The sequence below is a fragment of the Pseudoduganella sp. jia 12 genome (genome assembly GCF_055502675.1).
In genome coordinates this window covers 16124-39490 of the sequence record NZ_JBUXKP010000016.1, presented here as the reverse complement: position 1 = coordinate 39490, position 23367 = coordinate 16124, and the positions used below count along the sequence as shown (strand labels likewise).

At 66.0% G+C, this 23367-nt stretch carries 15 protein-coding genes; 11 read left to right on the top strand and 4 right to left on the bottom strand.

Translation table 11 applies throughout. The features are described 5' to 3' along the window. Positions 1-9 precede the first annotated feature (9 nt). Positions 10-645: a CatB-related O-acetyltransferase gene (locus ACY65G_RS27440; RefSeq protein WP_465000449.1), complete on the top strand. Its 636-nt coding sequence runs from the start codon at positions 10-12 to the stop codon at positions 643-645. A 182-nt stretch (positions 646-827) separates the two neighbouring features. After that, positions 828-3020, top strand: a complete 2193-nt coding sequence (locus tag ACY65G_RS27435; protein WP_465000448.1) for a TonB-dependent siderophore receptor — start codon at positions 828-830, stop codon at positions 3018-3020. A gap of 105 nt (positions 3021-3125) precedes the next feature. Here ACY65G_RS27435 and ACY65G_RS27430 read toward each other — a convergent pair whose 3' ends face one another. Next, positions 3126-5990 (bottom strand): TonB-dependent receptor, encoded by a 2865-nt coding sequence (locus ACY65G_RS27430; RefSeq protein ID WP_465000447.1) that lies wholly within the window; start codon positions 5988-5990, stop codon positions 3126-3128. Between the two features lie 500 nt (positions 5991-6490). Here ACY65G_RS27430 and ACY65G_RS27425 point away from each other — a divergent pair, with 500 nt between their 5' ends. The 9 genes from ACY65G_RS27425 to ACY65G_RS27385 all read left to right on the top strand — a co-directional run bounded on the left by ACY65G_RS27425 (position 6491) and on the right by ACY65G_RS27385 (position 17232). After that, positions 6491-6910: a hypothetical protein gene (locus tag ACY65G_RS27425; RefSeq protein WP_465000446.1), complete on the top strand. Its 420-nt coding sequence runs from the start codon at positions 6491-6493 to the stop codon at positions 6908-6910. A 178-nt stretch (positions 6911-7088) separates the two neighbouring features. Continuing rightward, positions 7089-8330: an efflux RND transporter periplasmic adaptor subunit gene (locus ACY65G_RS27420; RefSeq protein WP_465000445.1), complete on the top strand. Its 1242-nt coding sequence runs from the start codon at positions 7089-7091 to the stop codon at positions 8328-8330. 12 nt (positions 8331-8342) lie between these two features. Further along, positions 8343-11492: an efflux RND transporter permease subunit gene (locus ACY65G_RS27415; RefSeq protein WP_465000444.1), complete on the top strand. Its 3150-nt coding sequence runs from the start codon at positions 8343-8345 to the stop codon at positions 11490-11492. Beyond that, positions 11489-12937: an efflux transporter outer membrane subunit gene (locus ACY65G_RS27410; RefSeq protein WP_465000443.1), complete on the top strand. Its 1449-nt coding sequence runs from the start codon at positions 11489-11491 to the stop codon at positions 12935-12937. The genes ACY65G_RS27415 and ACY65G_RS27410 overlap by 4 nt, the downstream gene beginning before the upstream one ends. Beyond that, the gene (locus ACY65G_RS27405) at positions 12934-13614 is read left to right on the top strand and encodes a winged helix-turn-helix domain-containing protein (RefSeq protein ID WP_465000442.1); all 681 of its coding nucleotides are present in this window, start codon (positions 12934-12936) and stop codon (positions 13612-13614) included. Before ACY65G_RS27410 ends, ACY65G_RS27405 begins: the two co-directional genes overlap by 4 nt. A 25-nt stretch (positions 13615-13639) precedes the next feature. Next, on the top strand, positions 13640-15019 hold the full coding sequence (locus ACY65G_RS27400; RefSeq protein WP_465000441.1) for a sensor histidine kinase: 1380 nt from the start codon (positions 13640-13642) through the stop codon (positions 15017-15019). A 205-nt stretch (positions 15020-15224) separates the two neighbouring features. Continuing rightward, a complete protein-coding gene (locus ACY65G_RS27395; protein WP_465000440.1) occupies positions 15225-15395 on the top strand; it encodes a hypothetical protein in 171 nt (56 codons plus the stop codon). Positions 15396-15411: 16 nt separating this feature from the next. Next, positions 15412-15849 (top strand): hypothetical protein, encoded by a 438-nt coding sequence (locus ACY65G_RS27390; RefSeq protein ID WP_465000439.1) that lies wholly within the window; start codon positions 15412-15414, stop codon positions 15847-15849. A gap of 687 nt (positions 15850-16536) precedes the next feature. Then, positions 16537-17232, top strand: coding sequence for a DUF2268 domain-containing putative Zn-dependent protease (locus tag ACY65G_RS27385; protein ID WP_465000438.1), 696 nt, complete (start codon positions 16537-16539; stop codon positions 17230-17232). 54 nt (positions 17233-17286) lie between these two features. On the opposite strand, the gene ACY65G_RS27380 is transcribed toward ACY65G_RS27385, so the two are convergent. From ACY65G_RS27380 to ACY65G_RS27370, 3 genes are all read right to left on the bottom strand, one after another. After that, complete coding sequence (locus ACY65G_RS27380; RefSeq protein WP_465000437.1) at positions 17287-18903, bottom strand: SagB/ThcOx family dehydrogenase; 1617 nt, start codon at positions 18901-18903, stop codon at positions 17287-17289. Beyond that, positions 18900-21146, bottom strand: coding sequence for a TOMM precursor leader peptide-binding protein (locus ACY65G_RS27375; protein ID WP_465000436.1), 2247 nt, complete (start codon positions 21144-21146; stop codon positions 18900-18902). Before ACY65G_RS27375 ends, ACY65G_RS27380 begins: the two co-directional genes overlap by 4 nt. Before the next feature lie 208 nt (positions 21147-21354). Continuing rightward, positions 21355-23061: a hypothetical protein gene (locus tag ACY65G_RS27370; protein ID WP_465000435.1), complete on the bottom strand. Its 1707-nt coding sequence runs from the start codon at positions 23059-23061 to the stop codon at positions 21355-21357. Positions 23062-23367 lie beyond the last annotated feature (306 nt).

The following is a 23367-nucleotide window of genomic DNA, read 5'->3' as shown; positions in this document are numbered from 1 at the left end:
AGGTGTGCCATGTACGGTCCCGATCCCGCCAATCCGTTCCCCATGCCGGGTTTTCCGCAGGTTTGCTACCTGAAGAACGTGATCGACGATCCGCATATCGAGATCGGCGACTATACGTATTACGACGATCCCGATGGCCCGGAGCAGTTCCGGCGCAATGTGCTGTATCACTTCCCGTTCATCGGCGACCGGCTGCGGATCGGGAAGTTCTGCGCGCTGGCCCGCGGCGTGCGGTTCATCATGAACGGCGCCAATCACCAGATGAACGGCATCTCGACCTACCCTTTCGGCATCTTCGCCAATGGGTGGGAGTCGGCCATGCCGGCGCAAGGCGACCTGCCGTACAAGGGTGACACGGTGATCGGCAACGACGTGTGGATGGGCTACGAGGCGCTGGTCATGCCCGGTGTGTCGATCGGCGATGGCGCCATCGTTGCCGCTTGTTCCGTGGTGAGTGCCGACGTGCCGCCTTACACGATCGTCGCCGGCAATCCGGCCCGTCCCGTTCGCGCCCGCTTCGATACGCAGACCGTGCGGCGCCTCACGGCGATCGCATGGTGGGACAGGCCGGTCGAATGGATCGGCGCGCACCTCGACCTGATCCGCGGCGCCGATGTCGATGCGCTGGAGCGTGCCCTGCCCTGAAGCCGCGCTGCCGGAAACCGCGAGCGCGAAGCACTGGCGTCTGCCATCGAAAATATTGTCGTCCAGTTACATTGTTTACATTGACATAAGAATGCGAATCGTTATCATTCACGTTCCTTAGTCAACTGACCGCCGTTGCGTGCCGTTTTGCGCACGCCTGTGCATCGCCAACTGGACAAACAATGAAGAAAAATCCCCGCGCCGCCGGCAGCAAGCTGGCCCGCCTCCCCCTGTACGCCGGCCTGGCGATGCCGCTGGCCGCCCTCGCCCAGGTTGCCGAGCAGTCGCAGCCCGTCATGCCGACCGTCGAAGTGCAGGCGCAGAAGGAAGGCGATGCCGGCTACACCACGCGCGTGACGGGCACCGCCACGCCGCTGGGCCTGTCGATCCGCGAAACGCCCCAGGCGGTTTCCGTGATCACCCGCGAGCGCATGGAAGACCAGGGCCTGGCCACGATCACGGACGTGGTCAACAACACCACCGGCGTCTCGGTGAACCAGTATGAAACGCACCGCGCCGGCTTCACGGCACGCGGCTTCGATATCACCAACCTGCAGATCGACGGCATTCCCACCACCTGGGAACAGTCGTGGAGCGCCGGCGAAACGCTGGGCAGCCTGGCGATCTACGAACGTGTGGAAGTGGTGCGCGGCGCGACCGGCCTGATGACCGGCGCCGGCAATCCTTCCGCCGCGATCAACCTGATTCGCAAGCGCGCCACCAGCAAGGAACTGAGCGGCACCGCCGAACTGGGCATCGGCCGCTGGAACGAGCGCCGCGCCATGGTGGACGTGGGCACGGGCCTGAACCAGAGCGGCAGCGTGCGCGCCCGCGTGGTCGGCGAATACAGCAAGTCGGACAGCTGGGTCGACTACCTGGAAAACACGGACAAGACGGTGTTCGCGACCGTCGAGGCGGACCTCGCCCCCGGCACCCTGCTGTCGGCCGGCTTCAGCCGCCAGGAAACCGATCCGAAAGGTTCGATGTGGGGCGGCCTGCCGTACTACTACACCGACGGCACGCCGACCAACTGGGACCGCTCGAAGACCACCGCCGCCGACTGGACGACGTGGAGCAGCAGCTACAACAACGCGTTCGTCACGCTCGAGCACAACTTCGCCAACGGCTGGCAGGTGCGCGGTTCGTACAGCCGCGGCGATCGCCGGGGCGACACATACCTGCTGTACCTGTCGGGCGTTCCCGACCGCGTGACGGGTCTCGGCGTGTCCGATTTCTCCGGCTCGTACAACACCCGCGTCAAGCAGGACGACTTCAGCCTGCACGCCAGCGGCCCGTTCGCGCTGGGCGGCCGCCAGCACGAGGCGGCATTCGGCTACCTGCACTCGAAGCAGGAGTTCAATTCGGACAGCCGCGCCGCGGACTACGGCAATGCCAATCACGCCGTGGGCGACTTCAACAACTTCAATCCCGGCGCATACCCGGAGCCGAGCTGGGGCCCGCGTACCTTCTACGAACGCAGCGAAACAAAGCAGGAAGGCCTGTACGGCGTGGTGCGCTTCTCGCTGGCCGATCCGCTGAAGCTGATCGTCGGCGCGCGCGTCAGCAACTACGAGAAGACCGGCGTCGGCCTGTGGACGGCCGCGTACACGGTCAAGAAGAACCGCGAAGTGACGCCGTACGCCGGCCTGGTCTACGACATCGACCGCAACTGGTCGGCCTACGCCAGCTACACCGACATCTTCCAGCCGCAGAACCTGAAAGACTTCAACGGCCGCCTGCTCGACCCGGTGGTCGGCAAGAGTTATGAGACGGGCATCAAGGGCGCGTTCCTGGACAACCGCCTGAACGCGCAGTTCTCCGTATTCCGCATCAAGCAGGACAAGCTGGGCGTGGAAGTCGGCAATGTCGACCGCGACGGCGACGCCGGTCCGCTGCTGCCGGAAACCTATTACCGCGCGGCCGAAGGCGCTGAAAGCAAGGGCTTCGAGGCCGAAGTGTCCGGCGAACTGGCGCGCGGCTGGAACGCCACCGCCGGCTATGCCTACTTCAAGGCCGAGGACGCGGAGGGTGTCGAGTTCAACAGCATCTACCCGCGCAAGACGTTCCGCGTGTTCACCACCTATCGCTTCCCGGGTGAGCTGAGCAAGCTGACGGTGGGCGGCGGCGCCAACTGGGAAAGCCGCACGTGGACCAATGACCCGACCGCGCCGGCCAATACCGGCGGCCGCATCGAGCAGGGTTCGTTCGCACTGGTCAACCTGATGGCGCGCTACGACATCAACGACCGCCTGTCGGCCCAGTTGAACGTCGACAACGCGTTCGACAAGACGCACTACGCGATGTTCTCCGCGTTCAACGCGATCACCTACCAGGCGCCGCGCAGCGTGTCGGCCACGCTGCGGTACCGGTTCTGATGCAGGCCCCTGGCGCCAACTGAACTGAACCCAAAAAAATGGGCGTTGCGGGTATCACCCGGCAACGCCCATTTTCGCTGGCGGAGTCTTCTTGATCGCCGGGGCTTACATCTTCCAGCGCAGACCGAACGAGACCGAACGTCCGATCTGGAGCGTACCGAAATTGCTGACCTGCGCGTTACCCGCATTGCCGAAGTGGTAGTACTGCTGCTGCATTTCGTTGGTCAGGTTGACCCCGCTGATATCGACCGACATGTTGTCGTTGATCTTGTAGGAGATCTGCATGTCCAGGCTCTTTTCGGGATGACGCCAGATACCGATCGGATTGGCAAACAGGGCCGCTTCGTTGCTGGACAGGAAGCCGGAGCGCCAGACATGGGACAAGCGCGCGCTGACCGGGCCCTTTTCGTAAGCCAGGGTGGCGTTATACGACTTGTCGGACACGCCGAAGAACGGTGTCTCGAGCTGGGAGACGATGACGCCGGCTTCATTGGCGGTCGGCACATTCTGCGACGAGCTGAGTCGTGTATAGCTGGCCTGGATGCCCAGACCGTCCAGCAGGCTCGGCAGCCCTTTCGGGAAATAGATCAAGCCCAGTTCGGCGCCCTTGATCGTGCCGTCAGAGGCGTTGACCGGCGAGTTGATGACGTAGTCGTAACCATTCGTATGGTCGCCGCCCGAGGTCGAGTTGCGGAACGGGTCGTCCGCCGGATCGACGTGCACCTTGCGGCGCAAGTCCACCACCAGACCGTTGATCTTGCGCTTGAACAGCGTGCCGTAGAGCGCGCTGTCTTTCTGGAAATACCACTCGGCCGTCAGATCGAGGTTCTTGGAGCGCGTCGGTTCGAGGTCGGGATTGCCGCCGCTGCCTGAACCATAACCCACTTTCGACACGTCGTCACCGAGTTGCAGGACAGGATTCAAGGCACCGAAGCCCGGGCGGCGCAGGGTTTCACCATAGTTCATGCGCACCACCACGTCCTGGACCGGGTCATAGATCAGGGTCAAGCTGGGCAGCAGCTTGCTGGTCGACTTGCTGGCACTGGTCGCTGTGACCGCCTTGGTGGTGGCATCGACCTTGTAGAAGGTCATGTCGGTATCGACCTTGACGTAGCGCACGCCGAAATTGCCACGCAGGCGATGGCCGAACAACTCGTTCTGGGTATTCGCCATCAGGAAGAGGTTGGCCGTCTTTTCATTGACCTTGAACGTCTTCTGCAGGCGGAGCTGGTCCGTCGTCAGGAAGTTCGCATCGGCCGTGTTATAGAGCTTGCGCCACTCGTCGAGATTGTCGCGGATATAGTAGGCATTGGGCTCCAGCCACGTGCGCGGAACGTCCGAGATGTCCGTGCCGAAGTTCGAGTTGGTGGATTGATACCTCGAATCCAGCGAGGCGAGGTTGCGGCCCAGGAAGGCCGACTGCGTCCGGTTGGCCTCCGATGCCTTGCGATCGTCGAAGCGCAGGCCAAAGTTGAGCGTCTGCAGCGGTCCCCAGTCGGCATCGTAGACGCCCGTCAGGTTGGCCGTCGCGGCGCTGCCCTTGTTGCGGTTGGCGGTATCGTAGAACTGCGCGACGTTCCACTTGGTCGGGTCGGTCAGGTCGGCGTTGTTATTGAAACGGAAGGCCGTATTGTCGCCGCCGTCATTGAAGTCGACGGTGATGGACGGTGCGGTGCGCTCGATCCGGGTAGCCGTGAACTCCGAGTGGAAAGTGCTGCTTTGGTAGGACAGGTCACCTTCCAGCTTCAGCCTGTCGCCAATGTCCCATTTGCCGTTCAGGGCATAAATGCGGGAATCGGTTGCCGACGTGGTGTAGTCGCCGCTGTTGAAACCATAGACGTTACCGACGGTACGGCTCTTGATGATGTTCGTTCCCGGGAACGTCGTGATGGTCCCGGCAGGGTTGCTGCCGAGATCTCCCCACCAGTCGACAAAGCTGAACAGCAACTGGTTGAAGGCCTTGTCACGATAACCGTTGTACATCGATTCGAACGTATAGACCGAACTGCTGTTCGGTTTCCACTGCAAGGCAATATTGGCGGAGGGGCGCTTGCGATCTCCCTGCAGGTCGGACTGGAAAATGGCGTCGCGCGACAGGTAATATGGATGAGCCTTGCCATTGAAATCCAGCGTCGATCCCACCGCTGTCGGCAAGCCGGTGAGGGTGCCAGGCGTCCAGATACTCGTGTCGGTGATCCGCTGCAGGGGCGTGTAGCCTGCGGGCACTTCGGCGGCATTGGGGCTGGTGAACGGCACCATGGCACCCGGCGTCACGCTCTCATTGCGGTATCTCGTCCTGGTCTGCGACAGGTTGACCAGGGCACCGACTTCGCCGAAGCCCGTCTGCCAGCGGTTGCTCAACATGGCGCTGAGCTGCGGGTTGGTCTTTTCGGCGGGGTCGAGATAGGTTCCCCGCGCCGAAAGCGACACTTTCGGCCCCTTGAAATCGAACGGCCGCAGCGACTTGACGTCAACCTGGCCTGCAATGCCCGTCTCCAGCTGGCTGGCGTCGCGCGTCTTGTAGACGTCGATCTGGCGAACCAGGGTCGAAGGAATGTCCTGCAGCGCGACCTGCGTGCCGGACGCGGTAAAGATACTCCGGCCGTTCCAGGTTGTCTGGACGTCGGGCAGGCCACGGATGGACAAGGTACCGACTTCCCCGCCGGCGCGGTTGGTGACCTGGATGCCCGTCACGCGCTGCAGCGCTTCGACGACATTGTTATCAGGCAGCTTGCCGATATCTTCGGCGACGACCGATTCCACGACCTGGTCGCTGGTGCGCTTGATCGCCAGGCTCTTGATCAGCGAGGCCTTGACGCCCGTGACGACCACCGTCGGGGTTTCGGTCGGTGCTGTCTGTTCGGCAGCCGCTTGCGCCCATACCGAGGCGCTGCTGAGCATGCCGGCCCCCATCAGCGCAGTAACCGTCAGCTTCAAGGCCAAAGGACGTGCAGATACTTGCGATTTCATACAATCTCCTATGTTCTAATTCTTTTATGCGTGGTCTGGACCACGTTTCATGGCGCTACCGAATCATCTTAGTAACGGGGAAATTACCGATCCAATCAAATTTTTCCGCTTTTCGATATCCAAACAGGTATCACCTCGCGAGGATAAACGCACGACCGATCGCAAGACCCAACGTACGATGCAGCGCCCGTGAAGGCCCGGTTCATGCGGCTTTCAGAGGGAAAACACCCTCATGCCATGGCCTTGCCGCTGCTTCCCGCACCGGCTTGCCGACTCGCCTTCAGTGCCGGCGCTGGCGGCCGTGGCGGCTCGGACACGGGACGATTCGCGCACTGATGTGACGAATTCACAACAAGTCATCCCGGAACGGGTCATTTCAGTCCCCGGCCTGAAGCACAAATTGCTTTGCATCAGGGCACGATGCAGGCTAATCTGGGAAAAGAAGCCGTGCCTGGAGAGTGGCCGGCGGCCTCGGGATTCGATGAGCACCAGGAGAACGGATGCGAGATTCACGCCGGGATACCGCGACAGCGCGCACGATCGATATCGCGCTGATCCTGCAAAGGTTGCGTGGCATGGAAGCGGCAGTGGAGTACCTGCGCTTGGCGCACATGGCCGATGACCTGGTCGCGCGCGTGCTTTCGGCCGGCCTGTCCCGCACCTCGATGACAGCGCTGCCCGCGGCCCCGCCCGACAGCGCCGAACACCCACCGGAAGTGCCGAAAGGTCCAGGCTTCTATCACGTCGGCGGCCGCCGGCGCGACGTCGTCAGCGCGGCTGTCGTGGAGGCCGCCATCACGCTGGTCGGGGAACTGGATAATGCCCGTGCCGAACGCATGCTGCGCCGCGAGGCGCTGCCCGACGAAGTGATCACCCGCGTGCTCGGGCAGGACAACAGCCGGCGGCGCATCCGTCAGTAACGACCTGTGGCGGCGTCATGGCAACGCCGGCAGCAATGCGCGAGAGCGGCGGTAGCGGCGCCGCCGTTCGCGCAGATTAACGATAATTAATGATTCGGCCATTCCGCCTTTAGCCGGCAACCGGCATAGTGCGGGGGTTCGAGGATTCCATCGTTAACCCTTGTCACCTGGACCATCCATGCCATTCCCTTACCGCCCGCGCCGCGCGGGCCTTGCTGCCGCGCGCGCCGCCTCATCGGCCCCCATCGCGGCCGCCACGCTGGCCGCCACGCTGGCCCTGGCCGGCTGCGGCGCCGAGAAGGCGGCGCCGAAAGCCGCCGCCGTTCCCCAAGTCACCACGCAGACCGTCGAGCGCACGACCGTGCCGCTCGCGCTCGAACTGCCCGGCCGCACGGCGCCGTTCCTGCTGGCCGAAGTGCGTGCCCGGGTCGACGGCATCGTGCAGGACCGCCGCTTCACGGAAGGAGCGGATGTGCGCAAGGGCGATCCGCTGTACGTGATCGATCCGGCACCGTACCGCGCCGCGCTGTCGAGCGCCCAGGCGACGCTGCAGCGCGCGAAGGCAAACCTGGTCAGCAGCACGTCGCAACTGGAACGCTACAAGGTGCTGGTGGGCGGGAATGCCGTCAGCAAGCAGGCATATGACAATGCCGAGGCGGCGCAATTGCAGGCCGCCGCCGACGTGGCCGCGGCGGAAGCGGCCGTGACGACGGCCCGCATCAATCTGGGCTACACGAGCGTGAGCGCCCCGATCAGCGGCCGCAGCAGCGTGTCGCAGGTGACGCAGGGAGCTTATGTGCAGGGCGGTTCGGCCACGCTGCTGACGACGATCCAGCAGCTCGACCCCATGTATGTCGACCTCCAGCAGTCGAGCGCCGAAGGGCTGGCTCTGCGCCGCGACATCGCCAGCGGCAGCCTGAAACTGGAGGGCGCGGGCAAGGCGCGGGTGCGCCTCAAGCTGGAAGACGGCAGCACCTATGCGCACGCCGGCGTGCTGGAATTTTCCGGCGTGACCGTCGACCGGGATACCGGCTCCGTCACGCTGCGCGCGCGTTTCCCGAACCCGGAGAAGCTGCTCTTGCCCGGCATGTTCGTGCGCGCCAGCGTCGACCAGGGCATGCGGCAAGGCGTGGTGCGCGTGCCCGCGCCGGCCGTGACCCGCAACCCGCAGGGCGAAGCGACCGTGATGCTCGTCGGCGCCGGCAACAAGACGGAAGTGCGCACCGTGGAAACGGGCGCGCTGGTCGACGGCCACTGGCTCGTGGAGCACGGCCTGAAGGAAGGCGAACGCCTGATCGTCAGCGGCGTGCAGAAGCTGCGGCCCGGCACCATCGTCGAGGCGCGCGCCGCGGCGCCGCGCAAGCTGGCCACCGCCCCTGCTTTCGCTCCTGCTTCCACGACTGCCCCGGCAGCCCGATGAGGATGACCGCGCATGGCTAAATTCTTCATCCAGCGGCCCATCTTCGCGATCGTCATTTCGCTGCTGATCATGCTGGTCGGCGGCATCGCGCTGTTCAAGATGCCGGTCGAGCAGTATCCGCCCGTCTCTCCCCCGTCCGTGCAGATCCAGGCCACGTTCCCCGGCGCTTCGGCCGAAACCATGGCCAACACCGTGGTGCAGGTGATCGAGCAGCAGATGACGGCGATCGACAACCTGCTGTACATGACGTCGACCACCGACGATACGGGGCAGTCGACCACCTCGCTGACGTTCGCGCCCGGTACCGATCCGGACATCGCCCAGGTGCAGGTGCAGAACAAGCTGCGTTCGGCCGAGCCGCGCCTGCCGTCCGAAGTGCAGCAGTCGGGTCTGCGCGTAACGAAGTCGACGAGCGACTTCCTGATGGTGGCGGCCTTCGTTTCCGAAGACAACAGCATGACCAAGTTCGACATCGCCAACTACGTGGCGTCGAACATCCAGGATCCGCTGTCGCGCATTCCCGGCGTGGGCAGCCTGAACGTGTTCGGCACGCAGTACGCGATGCGCATCTGGCTCGACCCCGTGAAACTGACGGGCTACGCACTGACGCCGCTGGACGTGAACCGCGCGATCCAGGCGCAGAACGTGCAGATCTCCGGCGGCCAGCTGGGCGGCTCGCCGGCCGTGGCGGGACAGACGCTGTCGGCCACGATCAACCAGGCCAGCCTGCTGCGCACGCCCGACGAATTCCGGCGCATCCTGCTGAAGGTGCAGCCGGACGGCTCGTCCGTACGCATCGGCGACGTGGCCCGCGTGGCCCTCGGCCCGGAAAACTACAACGTGGACGTGCGCTACAGCGGCAAGTCCGCTTCCGGCATCGGCATCCAGCTGGCGCCCGGCGCCAACGCGCTGACCACGGCGGATGCGGTGCGCGCGCGCCTGGACGAGCTGAAGGCGTTCTTCCCGCCCGGCCTGAAGGTCGTGTACCCGAACGACGTGACGCCGTTCATCGAAGTGTCGATCCATGAAGTGGTGGTCACGCTGCTCGAGGGTATCGCACTGGTGTTCCTCGTCATGTACCTGTTCCTGCAGAACTTCCGCGCCACCCTGATCCCGTCGATCACCGTGCCGGTCGTGCTGCTCGGTACCTTCGGCATCATGTCGGCGCTGGGCTTCACCGTCAACACGCTGTCGATGTTCGGCCTCGTGCTGGCGATCGGCCTGCTGGTCGACGACGCGATCGTGGTCGTGGAAAACGTCGAGCGGGTGATGCACGAGGAAGGCCTGGAGCCCTACGAAGCCACGGAAAAGGCGATGAGCCAGATCACCAGCGCGCTGGTGGGCGTGGCCCTCGTGATCTCGGCCGTGTTCGTGCCGGTGGCCTTCTCCAGCGGCACGGTGGGTGCGATCTACCGCGAGTTCTCGCTGACCGTCGTGGCGTCGATGCTGCTGTCCGTGTTCATCGCACTGACCCTGACGCCGGCGCTGTGCGCGACCATGCTCAAGCGCCCCGACCCGGACCATTATGAAAAACGCGGGTTCTTCGGCTGGTTCAACCGCAGTTTCGACGCGAGCCGCGACCGCTACCTGGGCGGCGTGGCCGCCATCGTGCGCCGGCGCGGCGTGTGGATGGCGCTGTACGTGGTGCTGATCGGCGCGGTCGCCCTGCTGTTCCTGCGCCTGCCCGGCGGTTTCCTGCCGCGCGAAGACCAGGGCTACATGTTCGTGCAGGTGCAAACGCAGCCCGGCAGCACGCTGGAAACCACCGGCAAGGTGCTGGAGGAGATCAACCATTACCTGCTGAACGACGAGAAGGCGATGGTCGATTCCACGTTCGCCACGATCGGCGCCAGCCAGCCGAACCGGGGCCAGAACCAGGGCCGCCTGTTCGTGCGCCTGAAACCATGGGACGAGCGCACGGACAAGGACATGTCCGTGGCGGCGCTGAGCAGCCGCATCTCGGCCCGCTACGGCGATTTCCAGGGCGCGCAGGTCACCGCAGTGGAACCGCCGCCGATCCGCGGCCTGGGTTCGGCCACGGGCTTTTCGCTGCAGATGCAGGACCGCGGCGGCCTTGGCCACGAGGCGCTGGCGAAGGCGCGCGACCAGTTGCTGCAACTGGCGAAGAACGAGCCAGCGCTTTCGCGCGTGCGTTTCACGGGCCAGGCCGACAACGCCACCTACAAGATCGACATCGACCGCGAAAAGGCGGCCGCGCTGGGCGTGAACCTGACGGACGTGGACCAGACCTTCTCCACGGCCTGGGGCTCGCGCTACATCAACAACTTCCTCGACACGGACAACCGCATCAAGCGCGTGTACGTGATGGCCGACGCGCAATACCGCATGAACCCGGACGATATCCGCTTCCTGCACGTGCGCAACGGCGCCGGCACCATGGTGCCCTTCTCCGCGTTCGCCAGCGCCCGCTGGACATGGGGCGCGCCGGCCGTGCAGCGCTATAACGGCATCGCGTCGGCCGAGATCCTGGGCCAGCCCGCGCCGGGCCACAGTACCGGCGAGGCCATGGAAATCATGGACCGCCTGATGGGCGAGCTGCCGGAAGGGATCGGCTACGAATGGAGCGGCATCTCGCTGCAGGAAGCGCAGGCCGGCGCCCAGGCGCCGCTGCTGTACGCGCTGTCGATCCTCGTGGTGTTCCTGTGCCTGGCCGCGCTGTATGAAAGCTGGGCGATTCCCGTCTCGGTGATCATGGTGGTGCCGATCGGCGTGCTGGGCGCGCTGGCCGCGGCCACGCTGTTCGGGCTGGAGAACGACGTGTTCTTCCAGGTAGGCCTGCTGACGACGATCGGCCTGTCGGCCAAGAACGCGATCCTGATCGTGGAATTCGCGCGCGAACTGCAGCTCGAGGGCAAGGGCGTGATGGACGCGGCGATGGAAGCGGCCAAGCTGCGCCTGCGGCCCATCCTGATGACGTCGATGGCATTCATGCTCGGCGTGCTGCCGCTGGCGGTCGCCAGCGGCGCCGGCGCGGCCAGCCAGAACGCGCTGGGCATCGGCGTGATCGGCGGCATGCTGACCGCCACGTTCCTGGCCACGTTCATGATCCCGCTGTTCTTCGTGCTCGTTGCCGGCAAGATGAAGGGAAAACGGCGCGCGTACAAGAGCGCCGCCATTGCCGCCCAGGAGGTGAATTCATGAAGCGCCTGACTACCCTGCTGTCGGTGGCCGCGCTGGCATCCGGTTGCGCCCTGCAGCCGCCCTATCAACGTCCGGCCGGCGCGGCACCCGCCGCCTATCCTTCGGGTCCGGCCTACGACGCGGCGGGGGCGGTTACCGCTACCCCTGCGGGCGATACGGGCTGGCAGGATTTCCTCGTCGATGCGCGCCTGCGCCAGCTCGTCGGCATCGCCCTGGCCAACAACCAGGACCTGCGCATCGCGCTGCTGCGCGTGGGCCAGGCCCGCACAGCCCTGCAGTTGCAGCGCAGCGCCGCCCTGCCCCGCGTCGACGTCGAAGCGTCGGGCACGCGCGGCAGGAGCACAGGAAGTGGCAACACCTCGCACAGCAACTTCGCCGGCTTGTCGGCGGCGTGGGAGGTGGACCTGTTCGGCCGCCTGCAAAGCCTGACGGATGTCGCCCGCGAACAATACCTGGCCAGCGCCTACGCGCGGCAGGCCACGCACATCCTGCTCGTCGCCCAGGTGGCCGAGCAGTACCTCGCCATGCTGGCCTACGAGGAGCAGCTGGCCGTCACCGGAGAAACCTTGGCGGCGGCGCGCGAGTCGTACCGCATCGTGAAGCTGCAGTTCGACACGGGCACCGTCTCCGAGCTCGATGAAACGCTGGCGCGCGGCACCGTGGAACAGGCGCTGGCCAACCAGGCGGCCCAGCAGCGGCTGCGGGCGCAGGCGGAAAACGCGCTGGTGCTGCTCCTTGGCCAGCCGCTGCCGCCCGCGACTGCGCCGGCGACGCCACTGGACCGGCAGCCGCTGCTGGCCGCGCAGTTTCCCGATATTCCCGCCGGCTTGCCATCGGACCTGCTGCTGCGCCGGCCCGACGTGCTGCAGGCGGAAGCGCAACTGCGCGCGCAATATGCCAACATCGGCGCGGCCCGCGCGGCGTTCTTCCCGAACATCGGGCTGACCGCCGCCGCCGGCACCGCCAGTGCCGCGCTGGGCAAGCTGTTCGAAGCCGGCACCGGCGTGTGGTCGTTCGCGCCCAGCCTCGTGTTGCCGCTGTTCGATGGCGGCGCGCGCCAGGCCGATCTCGACAACGCCCGCATCGCCCGTGACATCGGCGTGGCCCAGTACCGGCAAGCGGTGCAGGCGGCGTTCCGCGAGGTGGCGGACGGCCTGGCCGCGCGCGGCACCTACGTGTCCGAACTGGCGGCGCGCCAGCGCGATGTCGCCGCCCAGCAGCGCAGGCTGGAACTGGCCGAGCTGCTGTACGCCAGCGGCACGAACGACTACCTCTCCGTGCTGACGGCGAAAACGGACCTGTACAATGCCCGCGTTTCGCTGATCGCCGCCCGGCAGAACCAGCTGGCCGCCCTCGTGGGCCTGTACCGCGCGCTCGGTGGCGGGTGGATCGAGCGCACCGGCGATGCGCCCGCCGCGGCGGATGCGGGCCTGGCGGGACCATGAAACTTCTCCTCGTCGAAGACAACGAGCGGGTCGCCCGCTTCGTCAGGAAAGGCCTGACGGAAGCGGGCCACACGGTCGATCACGCCGACAACGGCCGCGACGGCATGTACCACGCCGTGAGCGAACCTTACGATGCCATCGTGATGGACCGCATGCTGCCCGGCGGTGTCGATGGTCTCGCGATCGTCGAGGCGCTGCGCCAGGGCGGCAACCGCGTGCCGATCCTGATCCTCTCCGCGCTCGATGGCGTGGACGACCGCATCCACGGCCTGAAGAGCGGCGGCGACGATTACCTCGTGAAACCGTTCGCGTTCGGCGAACTGCTGGCCCGCCTCGACGCGCTGCTGCGCCGCTCCCAGCATCGGCCGGTGGAAACGACCATGACATTGGACGACCTGCACATGGACATGCTGGCCCACAAGGTGACACGGGCCGGCAGGCCGGTGGCGCTGCAGCCCCGCGAATTCAAGCTCCTCGAATACCTGATGCGGCACGCGAACCAGGTGGTCACACGCACGATGCTGCTGGAGAACGTGTGGGATTACCACTTCGATCCGCAGACCAATGTGATCGACGTCCACGTCAGCAAGCTGCGCCAGAAGATCGATGCCGGCTTCGGCAAGCCGCTGCTGCGCACCGTGCGCAATGCCGGCTACATGCTGACCGACCAGCCATGAGCCGGGCAAGGAAAGGAGCAATAGCGTGAGGCTGCCCGGCTTTTCCGCGCGCACGATCGCGCTCGGCTACGGTATCGTCAGCCTGCTGGTGCTGGCGATGTTCGCCGGGCCGCTGTGGTATGCGTGGCATACCAATATCCAGAAGGTACGCACGGAACTGATCACGGCCGACTCGCAGCGGCTCGCCAACCTGTTCGCGCGCGGCGGGCCGTTCGCGCTGACGACCGCCATCGAGAGCCAGGTGGTGGGCACCAACGACGGTGTGCGCAAGATCATCCTGTTCATGGCGCCGAACGGCGTCAAGCTGGCCGGCAACCTGCCCGGCTGGCCCGCCGGCCTGCCGGACCGCGACGGCACGGGGTCGGCCACGATCCACGTCGATGGCGAACCGCGCCGCATCGAACTGGTGCGCGTCACGCTGGGCGACGGCTACCGCCTGCTGATCGCCAGTAACCTGAACCGCTTCGACGAACTGGAACGGCTGTTCGTGTGGGGCCTGCTGGCCTGCGCCGCCACGGTGCTGATGGGCGCCGCGCTGGGCGGCGTGCTGATCCGCCGTGCGCTGCTGGCAAGGGTACAGGGCATCAGCCAGACGACCGCCGCGATCATCGAAGGCAAATTGTCGCGCCGCCTGCAGGAACCGCGCGACGGCGACGAGCTGCAGCTGCTCACGCGCACCGTGAACCGCATGCTGGACCAGATCGAACACCTGGTGACGGGCGTGCAGGATGTGTCGAATGCGATCGCGCACGACCTGCGCACGCCGCTGTCGGAGCTGCGCGCGCGGCTGGAAGAGCTGTCGGTGACGCGGCCGGCCGAGGAAGAAACGTTTGCCGAGATCGACGCGGCGATCGGCGACGTGGACCGCGTGATGAACATCTTCAATGCGCTGCTGCGCCTGGCCGAAATCGACAGCGGCAGCCGCCGCAACGGTTTCGTGCAGGTGGACCTGGCGAAGCTGGCGGCCGAGGTGGCCGAGTTCTACGCACCGGTGGCGGAACTGAAGGACATCGCGCTGGCCTTCACGCCGCGCGGCGCGCCGTGCGTCGTCGGCGACCCTGTTCTGCTGGCGCAGGCGCTGGGCAACCTCGTCGAGAACGCGTTGAAATACGCGCCGCAAGGCGGCGAGATCGCCATCTCGATCCACCATCCGCAGCGCGATACGCTGGAAATCGTGGTCGCCGACAATGGCCCCGGCATCACGGCCGATGAACGGCCCCGCGTGGTGGAACGCTTCTACCGCGGCGACACCAGCCGCGGCACGCCGGGCGTGGGCCTTGGTCTTTCCGTGGTATCGGCCGTGGCCCGGCTGCACGGCGGCGCGCTGCTGCTGGCCGACAACCGGCCCGGCTTGCGGGCGACGCTGCAGGTCGCCGTCAGCCCCGCGAGCGGCACGCAGGCGTAGAGCGGGATGGCGGGACACACATCAGCGGTGCCGCAAGGACTCTCTACCGGTGCCAGTGAGTTCTCGCTATCGTGCACGAGCCATTCGATCAGGTGCGCTATGGACGCAATCGGCCTACAGTCGAAACATTATGAAGAACCCGATGAATACCCCCAGCAAAAGTCCGGCGCCCGTTCGCCGCCATGCACGCCAACAGGCACCACGCGTGTTCGATACTGTCGACATGGCGCTGGCCGAGGAATCGGCCGACCGGAACTGCATCTGCGAGCTGGTCGCCGTCGCCGAGCGCTCGGCCCGGCGGGTCGACGATGGCATGAACGCGACCGAAGCCAGCGAAGAACAGCACGCCGTGGCGGAAGCCCAGGCGATGTGCTGACAATACCGCAAACGCCATGCTCACTGACCGCCGACGCGACATGGCACAAGCGCGCGTATTCGAAACAGCGCTGCGCATCAATATCGTGCTCGGTTCCACCGATGCATGGTGCCACTTGCGCCTGCGTGACGTGGAGCCGGCTACCGCGCTCAGGGCAATCGCCTGCGACAGCCGGCGCCGGCAAAGCGATGAGGACGCGATGCGGGAAGCGCAGCTATACAAACATACGCACTGGCAATCGGAATGCGAAACCATGGTGGACGTTCGGCATGGCGAGCAGCGCCGCCGCCGCGATACCATCACGGCGCAGGTCGCCGATCGCGCCGTGGAGCTGTCGATGGGAAATCGCCGAACCGAGGCGGAAGATTTGCTCGACGAGTATGGCATGACCGCGGCGGCGACTCTGCGCCTCATGCTTGAACCGGACCGCCGCAGGGCCACGCGCTGGTACTGACCGCTGGTCCGCAACTGGACGCCATTGCTGCGCTGTTCTCGCCGAGGCGGGCAATGCGGTGGACCTCGCTCACGAATCGGGCAATGGCCACCGGCACCATCGATCCCCCTCCAGCTTCGCCATGCCTGGCAAATGCTTTCGCATGCGGGCATGCCGTGCCATCACTTCTTCCATACCTGCAGGGCGAACAGCAATGTGCTGTAGCCGCATACCAGCGGATGCAGGCCAGGATGACATTGATCGGAAACGCTTTCCTTTGAAGCTGAGCATGGCCAATAATCCAGGGTTTGGGCGTCACAGCCTGCCTGAGACCGGCAACGGCGCAGATCATGCGACAGAACCTGTATTTCAGCCAGTACGGGCATTGTTGACCGGTGACTTGACGCGGCAATCCCGGGGATGAAAATCCAGGCAAATTCACCTTCCTGCCAAAATTCTGCAGACAAATCAGCATGGAACTTTCAAGCCGTTGATTTTTATCGAATATTCAGCCTATAGTTACCGCGAACGGCCAATGCAGACGAATTTCCCTCGCATTGCAGACAAATTTACCTTCCACTACGGCGGCCTGGCTGTCGCCGGGCCGACGTATCCGTGCTGGTCGCAACAAGGAGGATGTGTGGAGCCAGTCGTACCGAATTGCGCATGGTATGGCGATGCGTGCCGTCGGCAAGGCGGGGAGCCGTGATGCGTGCGGTATCGGAATCCGTGCAGGCGTGGCTGTGCCGGGCGCTGGGAGATCATGTGTCCATCGGCGGCCTGCGCATCCATTTTCTCGAAGCCGGCACCAGCAAAATCGTTGACAAGCCGGTCATCAAGGATTTGATTTTCCGTGCCTATCGCCATACGCGGCACGCGTTGCCTGCGAGCGCCCTGGGCGACGTCGACGTTGTCGTACAGGTGCAACCGCCGATGACCTTGCCCGAAATCGGCATCGGCGGCTATTCGCCGTCGGCGAACCTGGTGTTCCTGTTCATCGACCCTGCCCATCCGGACCTGCGCGCGATGGTGCCGCGGCATCTTGCCCCGATGCTGGTGCATGAGTTGATGCACTGCGCGCGCTGGCGCGGCCCGGGGTATGGCATGACCCTGGGCGATGCACTCGTTTCCGAAGGCCTTGCACTGCATTTCGAAGCCGGGTTCCGGGGCGAGGCGCCCTGGTACGCGACCGCACTGGATGACATCGCCCTGGCGAACGCCGAGGCCGAGGCGCGCGCGGACTGGCAGAACCCGCACTACGACCGGATGGCCTGGTTCTCGCCCTTCAGCGCCGGGGGGGCGTATCGTGGCTATTCCCTGGGCTACAGGCTGGTCGGTCGCCGCATGGCGGCATCAGCGCGCTCGTGCGTCGATCTGTACGCCGCGCCGTCGTCCGGGTTCTGATGCCGCGCTTGCGTCGTGCCGCGTCGATCCTTGGCGGCGCACGCCACTCGCCCGCTAGCCGGGGACACCGAGCATGAACTCGCCGACCGATGATTCCACCAGGTAGTCGGTGTCGGCGAGTCTGGCGAAGCGCGCTGCATTGCCCAGCCCGAGCGCGCAGCCGGCCAGGTTCATGGCGGTGGCCACAAGATAAAAAGTCTGGTACAGCACGCCGACATTTTTCAACTGTACCGCGTAGGCCATGCCCTCGTACTTCCAGCCCACACGCTGGAAACGGCTGGCAAGGGTGATCAGCACCTGCGGCCTGCAACTGCGCGCGGCCGAAATGAAGGCGTCGTCGAGCAGCGCTTCCATCTCGTCGTCGGGGGCGCGCACAAGGCACAAGGCATGGGCCGCCGGATCGTAATAGTAAAAGCCGCGCGCAAGGCCGGCAGCCTGGTTCACGCACAGATAAATTTCGAGCTCGTAGCTGGCGCCGCCGCTGGGGTAGGGGCGCGAGGTCAGTTCGCCAATCTCGGTTTGCTGGCGCCCGCGCACGCGCGCTGCACGATACAGGAACTCGCCGATTTGCAGCGCGCTGATGTGCCGCAGGCTGTCATGCGAGCGCAGCGAACGTCGCCCTTCCAGCACCATGCCGAAAGGCAGGTCGCGGGCGGCGAGCAGGTTGAGATCGGGGCGAATCAGGGGGATCGCGCGATCGCGCCACGGATTCGGCTTTGTCGCGGGCTGTGGCTCGAGCACACCCTTGAAGCGGAATCCCGCGCCCATGGGATGGCTGTGGCGCCCTTGCCTGCTGCGGAAGTGAAACAGCAGATCGTGATATTCCCACTGCCGCTGGACCGCATCGACGTCTTCGCGCAGCCGTCCCTGCTCGTCCGTCGGCTCGATCACGCCGGCGACGGCCAGCAGATACAGGAACTCGGCGGTCATACCCGCACCGTCATGCGAACCGTCCTCGGCCGCATACAGGTCTGCCGTGTCGCGCGCAGTCAGCAGTTGGGCGAACAGCGCCGCCAGGCGAGGCGCATGTTCGCCGGCCAGGTGGGTCGTGATGGTCGTGCGCGGGTTTTCGATGAAGATGTCGGCCTGGCCGGTGGCGTCGCGTTCGTGGCGCAGCGAGGCGAACCGCGTGGCGCGCCAAGTGCCTTGCAGATTGCCCACCCCCAGGTTCAAGGTGTCGTTCTGGGCGGCTGGTCGTATCTCGAGCGCGGGCGCGACTGCGGAAGAGCCAATGGCGATCGCCTGCCAGGCCCATAGCCTGGCCAGCAGCAGGAAGGCGGCCGCGATGTCCACGGGACGCGCGGTATCGCCGGAGACGGACGTACAGGCGCCCGTTTCGAACTGGCGCAGGCTGACCGGTCCGTCCTGGAGGGCCAGCCAGAGCGCCTCGGCACCGGCAGGCACCAGTGCGTGGAGGTGTTCGAAGCCCGGTATCGACTTGGGCAAAGCCAGGCGAATGGCGATGCCGGCGGGCGTCGTCGAGACGATCGCTGCCGGTGCCGGTGCCGGTGCCGGTGCCGGTGCCGGTGCCGGTGCCGGTGCCGGTGCCGGTGCCGGTGCCGGTGCCGGTGCCGGTTCCTCCGTATCGCCGGGCGGAGCCGGCTGCTGCGGGACATCGCTGGGCATTTGCGTGGCATCGGCCGGTGCCCGCGCCGTCGATTTGCGTTTCATAGGAACATGGGCGTCGGGTTGAGGTCCGCTTCCGCGGTCGCTTGGGCAAGCCTGCCTTGTTTGACCGGGACGTCGAACAGGCGTCCGGGCGCGAAGCGTGCCCAGAAGTGACGCAAGCCAGGCACCACCATCTTGACGACAGGAAGACCGATGTCAGGCCGGGTCTGGTCGAGTACGAGCACTTCATGGCCGGCCGCCTGCAATTGCCCGATGAGGGAGGTCAGCAATGCAGCAACCGATGTGCTGGCCGGCGGGCCATAGGTATCCGGGCCACAAGGTGCCTGGCTGTCATCGCCTGGCAGATAGGGTTGATTCGCCACCGTCGCCGTGCGCCACCAGTCCAGCGCGTCGCGGTCGCCCATCATGTACATGGTGCTGCCGTCCGGGTTCAGGTTGAGCAGGGCAGGAATGAACTGGTTCAACTCGGTGAGCGCCCGGTTCAGTGCGATGCCCGCGTCCAGGTGGGCGCCAAAACCCATCATGATGTCCTCGGTCGGGCCGCGGGTACGGCGGCTCAGTGCCACGAAGCAGGGTACGCCGAAGTCGGACGTTATGTCGAGGACCCAAAACTCGCGCTCGTGCTGCTGATAGAACTCGCGCATTTGCGTAATGAAGCCGTCGTCGAATGCCGCCAGATCGACGGCGGGACACCGCAGGCGGTTGTACCACCAGATGGCGACGGCGTCGCGTTCGATCAGTTCCAGCAAGCCTTGCAGCATTGCGTCTTCGATTGACGAACCGGCGGCGCAGCCATTCGAATCGGCCCAACAATAGAATTGATGCGGGGGCGCAGGGTAGTTGTAATACAGGTAGCTGGTAGGCAGGAATTTCTGGCACTGCCCGGTCAGCGACCAGAGCGGTGTCCATTCGATGACGGCGTTCGCGTCGAAGGCTTGCGGCACCACCTGGAAGCGTCCCCCACGGGCAAGCCAGGCCTCGCGCTCCTGATACTGGCGCTCCGAGAACAGCATGCAGTTGCGTGGGTCGACGCCCTCGGCGCCCAAGGTGGCGAGCGAGGCCCGGCGGCGCGGTTCCTCTCCGCGGTAGACGCCTGAATAGCGTTCCAGCGCTTCGCACAAGGCACTTGTACGTGCCTGCGCGTCGGTGCGGCCCTTGCCGGAACTGCTGGTCCGCAGGCCATCTTTCAGGAACCAGAGCTGGTCGCTCTTCAGCGCGAAGTTGTGCCCGGCCATGTAGCTTCGGATGGGGCCCGCGCCATGCCAAAAAGCAGGCGTGACGGCGGTCACGACCCCTGTAAATGGACTGATGTGGTGAGACAGCCTGGCAAACACGGTTTCCGGCGGTTCGAGGCGCAGCCCGCCCTGGTTCGACACCGTGGCGCCACGGTCGACAATCGACATTGGCTGCCCCGCTGCGCTCGCCAGGGTGGGGTTGCCGCAGGCAATGCACTGCGGTCGCCGGACGACCTGGTGGAACTCGAAGGAGAAGGACATCAGGTCGGCAACCAGTACGCGGGACTCCAGCTCCGGATTGCTGCCGGTGACGATCCAGCGCGCCAGTTGCGTGGCGACCATCGCGTGCGCCTGGAGCTCGCCCAGGGCCGTGCGTGCCCGCACCAGCGGCAGGGGACCAGGCTGACCGGTCCTGCGCTCGACGTAGGCTTCGACCTCCCGGTTGCCGCGCAGGCGGCTTGCGAGGCATTGCCAGCATGCGGTCCGGCCGGCCTGGATCAGTGGTCCGATCCAGAGGCGTACACCGACGGGCTTGACCAGCAGCAGCGGCATGTGACGGGCCAGGCACTCCGCGTTGAGCTGCGCGAGACGGGGATGCAGATAATCTTCCACGAGCGCGACGCAGACCGCACCGGCAGGATCGACCTGCATGCCCAGCGCACGCAGCGCCTGTGCCAGTCCACCGGGATCGACCGAGCCGACACTTTCCAGACGCACGTGCGTGTTGGCCAGTACCGCCAGCGCAAATGCGCCATCGACACCGAGCTCCGACCAGTAAGCCTCGTATGGCGGGTGCAGCGCCATGTCGGAATTGGCCAGGTGGCCGGCGCGGTGCAGCATGTTCAGGGCCTCATGCACTGTCTGCGGCGGCACGTATGCGCTGCAGGCCATGACGATCTCGTCAACGGTGTGGCGGCCGTCGAGCAAGGGGATCAGGTGTTCGAGCGGCTGCCCTTCCAGCACATGCGTGTCCCGTTCGGAGAGCAGGAAGACGCCATCGCCCCTCACCTGTTCGACGTGATATCGCTCTTTCAATCTCGGTCTGAACATATCTGCCTTTCAGATGCGTACAGCAATGCGGCAAGCGCGCATCGCACAGGATGCGAGGATGCGCGCGGCCATTGGGGCCCTGCTCCAACAGGTGCGCATCGGGCCGAAGCGTGCCGACGCCACCAATGCAGCCGGGAATGCTCAACAGCGAAACCCGGCACCGGCCGGCGGCGCTCCCGGAACCAGCCACCGCCGCGCCGGCACGGTCCTACCCCTGCATGGCACTGCCAAAGGTGCCCACCGTGGCGGCACTGCCTGCCGTGCCGCAGTAACTGCCCAGGCAGCCGGCGGTACCGATCGACCCGACGCAGTTGAAGCGCATGTCGCCGCCCGTGCCCGCGGTGCCACCGATGCCGCCCGACAGTCGCGTCGATTGCAGGTTGCCGCCCGAGCCGAGGCAGCCGGCCATCGCGCTCTGGCCACCGTAGCCCCCGGCCATGGTCCCGGTGGCACCGTCCGGCCCTTGCGTGATGGCGCTGCCGAAGGTGCCCACCGTGGCGGCACTGCCTGCCGTGCCGCACCAACTGCCCACGCAACCGGCGGTACCGATCGACCCGACGCAGTTGAAGCGCATGTCGGCGCCGGTCCCCGCGGTGCCGCCGGACAGCCGCGTCGACTGCAGGTTGCCGCCCGAGCCGAGGCAGCCGGCCATCGCGTTCTGGCCACCGTAGCTCCCGGCCATGGCCCCGGCACTGTTCGGCCCTTGCGCGATGGCGCTGCCGAAGGTGCCCACCGTGGCGGCACTGCCTGCCGTGCCGCACCAACTGCCCACGCAGCCGGCGGTACCGATCGACCCGACGCAGTTGAAGCGCATGTCGGCGCCCGTCCCCGCGGTACCACCGATGCCACCGATGCCGCCGATGGCGCCGGACAGTTGCGTCGACTGCAGGTTGCCGCCCGAGCCGAGGCAGCCGGCCATCGCGTTCTGGCCACCGTAGCCCCCGGCCATGGCCCCGGTGGCACCGTCCGGCCCTTGCGTGATGGCGCTGCCGAAGGTGCCCACCGTGGCGGCACTGCCTGCCGTGCCGCACCAACTGCCCACGCAGCCGGCGGTACCGATCGACCCGACGCAGTTGAAGCGCATGTCGGCGCCGGTCCCCGGTCCGCTGGCCAGGCCTGCCGCGCTGCGGCCCATCATGTTGCCGGACAGCTGGGTCGATTGAAGGTCGCCGCCGCAGCCGAAGGTGCCGCCGGTGCCGATCGTGCCGGCGGTGCCGCAATAGCTGCCGGCCGAGCCGATGCAGGCCGCGCTGCCCCAGCAGTTGAAGCGCATGTCGGCACCCGTTCCCGGTCCGCTGGCCATGCCTGCCGCGCTGCGGCCCATCATGTTGCCGGACAGCTGGGTCGACTGAAGGTCGCCGCCGCAGCCGAAGGTACCGCCGGTGCCGATCGTGCCGGCGGTGCCGCAATAGCTGCCGGCCGATCCGATGCAGGCCGCGCTGCCCCAGCAGTTGAAGCGCATGTCGGCGCCCATCCCCGGTCCGCTGGCCAGGCCTGCCGCGCTGCGCCCCATCATGTTGCCGGACAGCTGGGTCGACTGAAGGTCGCCGCCGCAGCCGAAAGTGCCGCCGGTGCCGATCGTGCCGGCGGTACCGCAATAGCTGCCGGCAGAGCCGATGCAGGCCGCGCTGCCCCAGCAGTTAAAGCGCATGTCGGCGCCCATCCCCGGTCCGCTGGCCAGGCCTGCCGCGCTGCGGCCCATCATGTTGCCGGACAGCTGGGTCGACTGAAAGTCGCCGCCGCAGCCGAAGGTGCCGCCGGTGCCGACCGTACCGGCAGTGCCGCAATAGCTGCCGGCAGAGCCGATGCAAGCCGCGGTGCCCCAGCAGTTGAAGCGCATGTCGGCACCGCCGGCGCCGCATGCGGCAGCCATCGCGCCTGTCATTGCGCTGCCGGAGAGTTGGGTCGATTGCATTGGCTGGGCGTAGGTCCAGCAAGTTCCGTTGCAGGCCTGGCACATGCAGCCACAGTAGTTCGTGGCCACAGGGCCGGCGGCGCACTGTATGCACTGCAGTGCTTGCGCCCCCTGCGCACCCTGCGCACTCCAGCACGGCAAATTGCAGGCCTGGGTCGCGCTGCCCTGGCAGGCGCACAAGCTTGGGTCCCCGCCACAGCCGGATGTGAACTGGACCTTGCCTGCCCCGTTATCCTGAGAAGACTGCTGCTGCCGTTGCTGGTTGATCGTGTCCAGCGCGGCTTGCAGATTGCCTTCCACATGGCG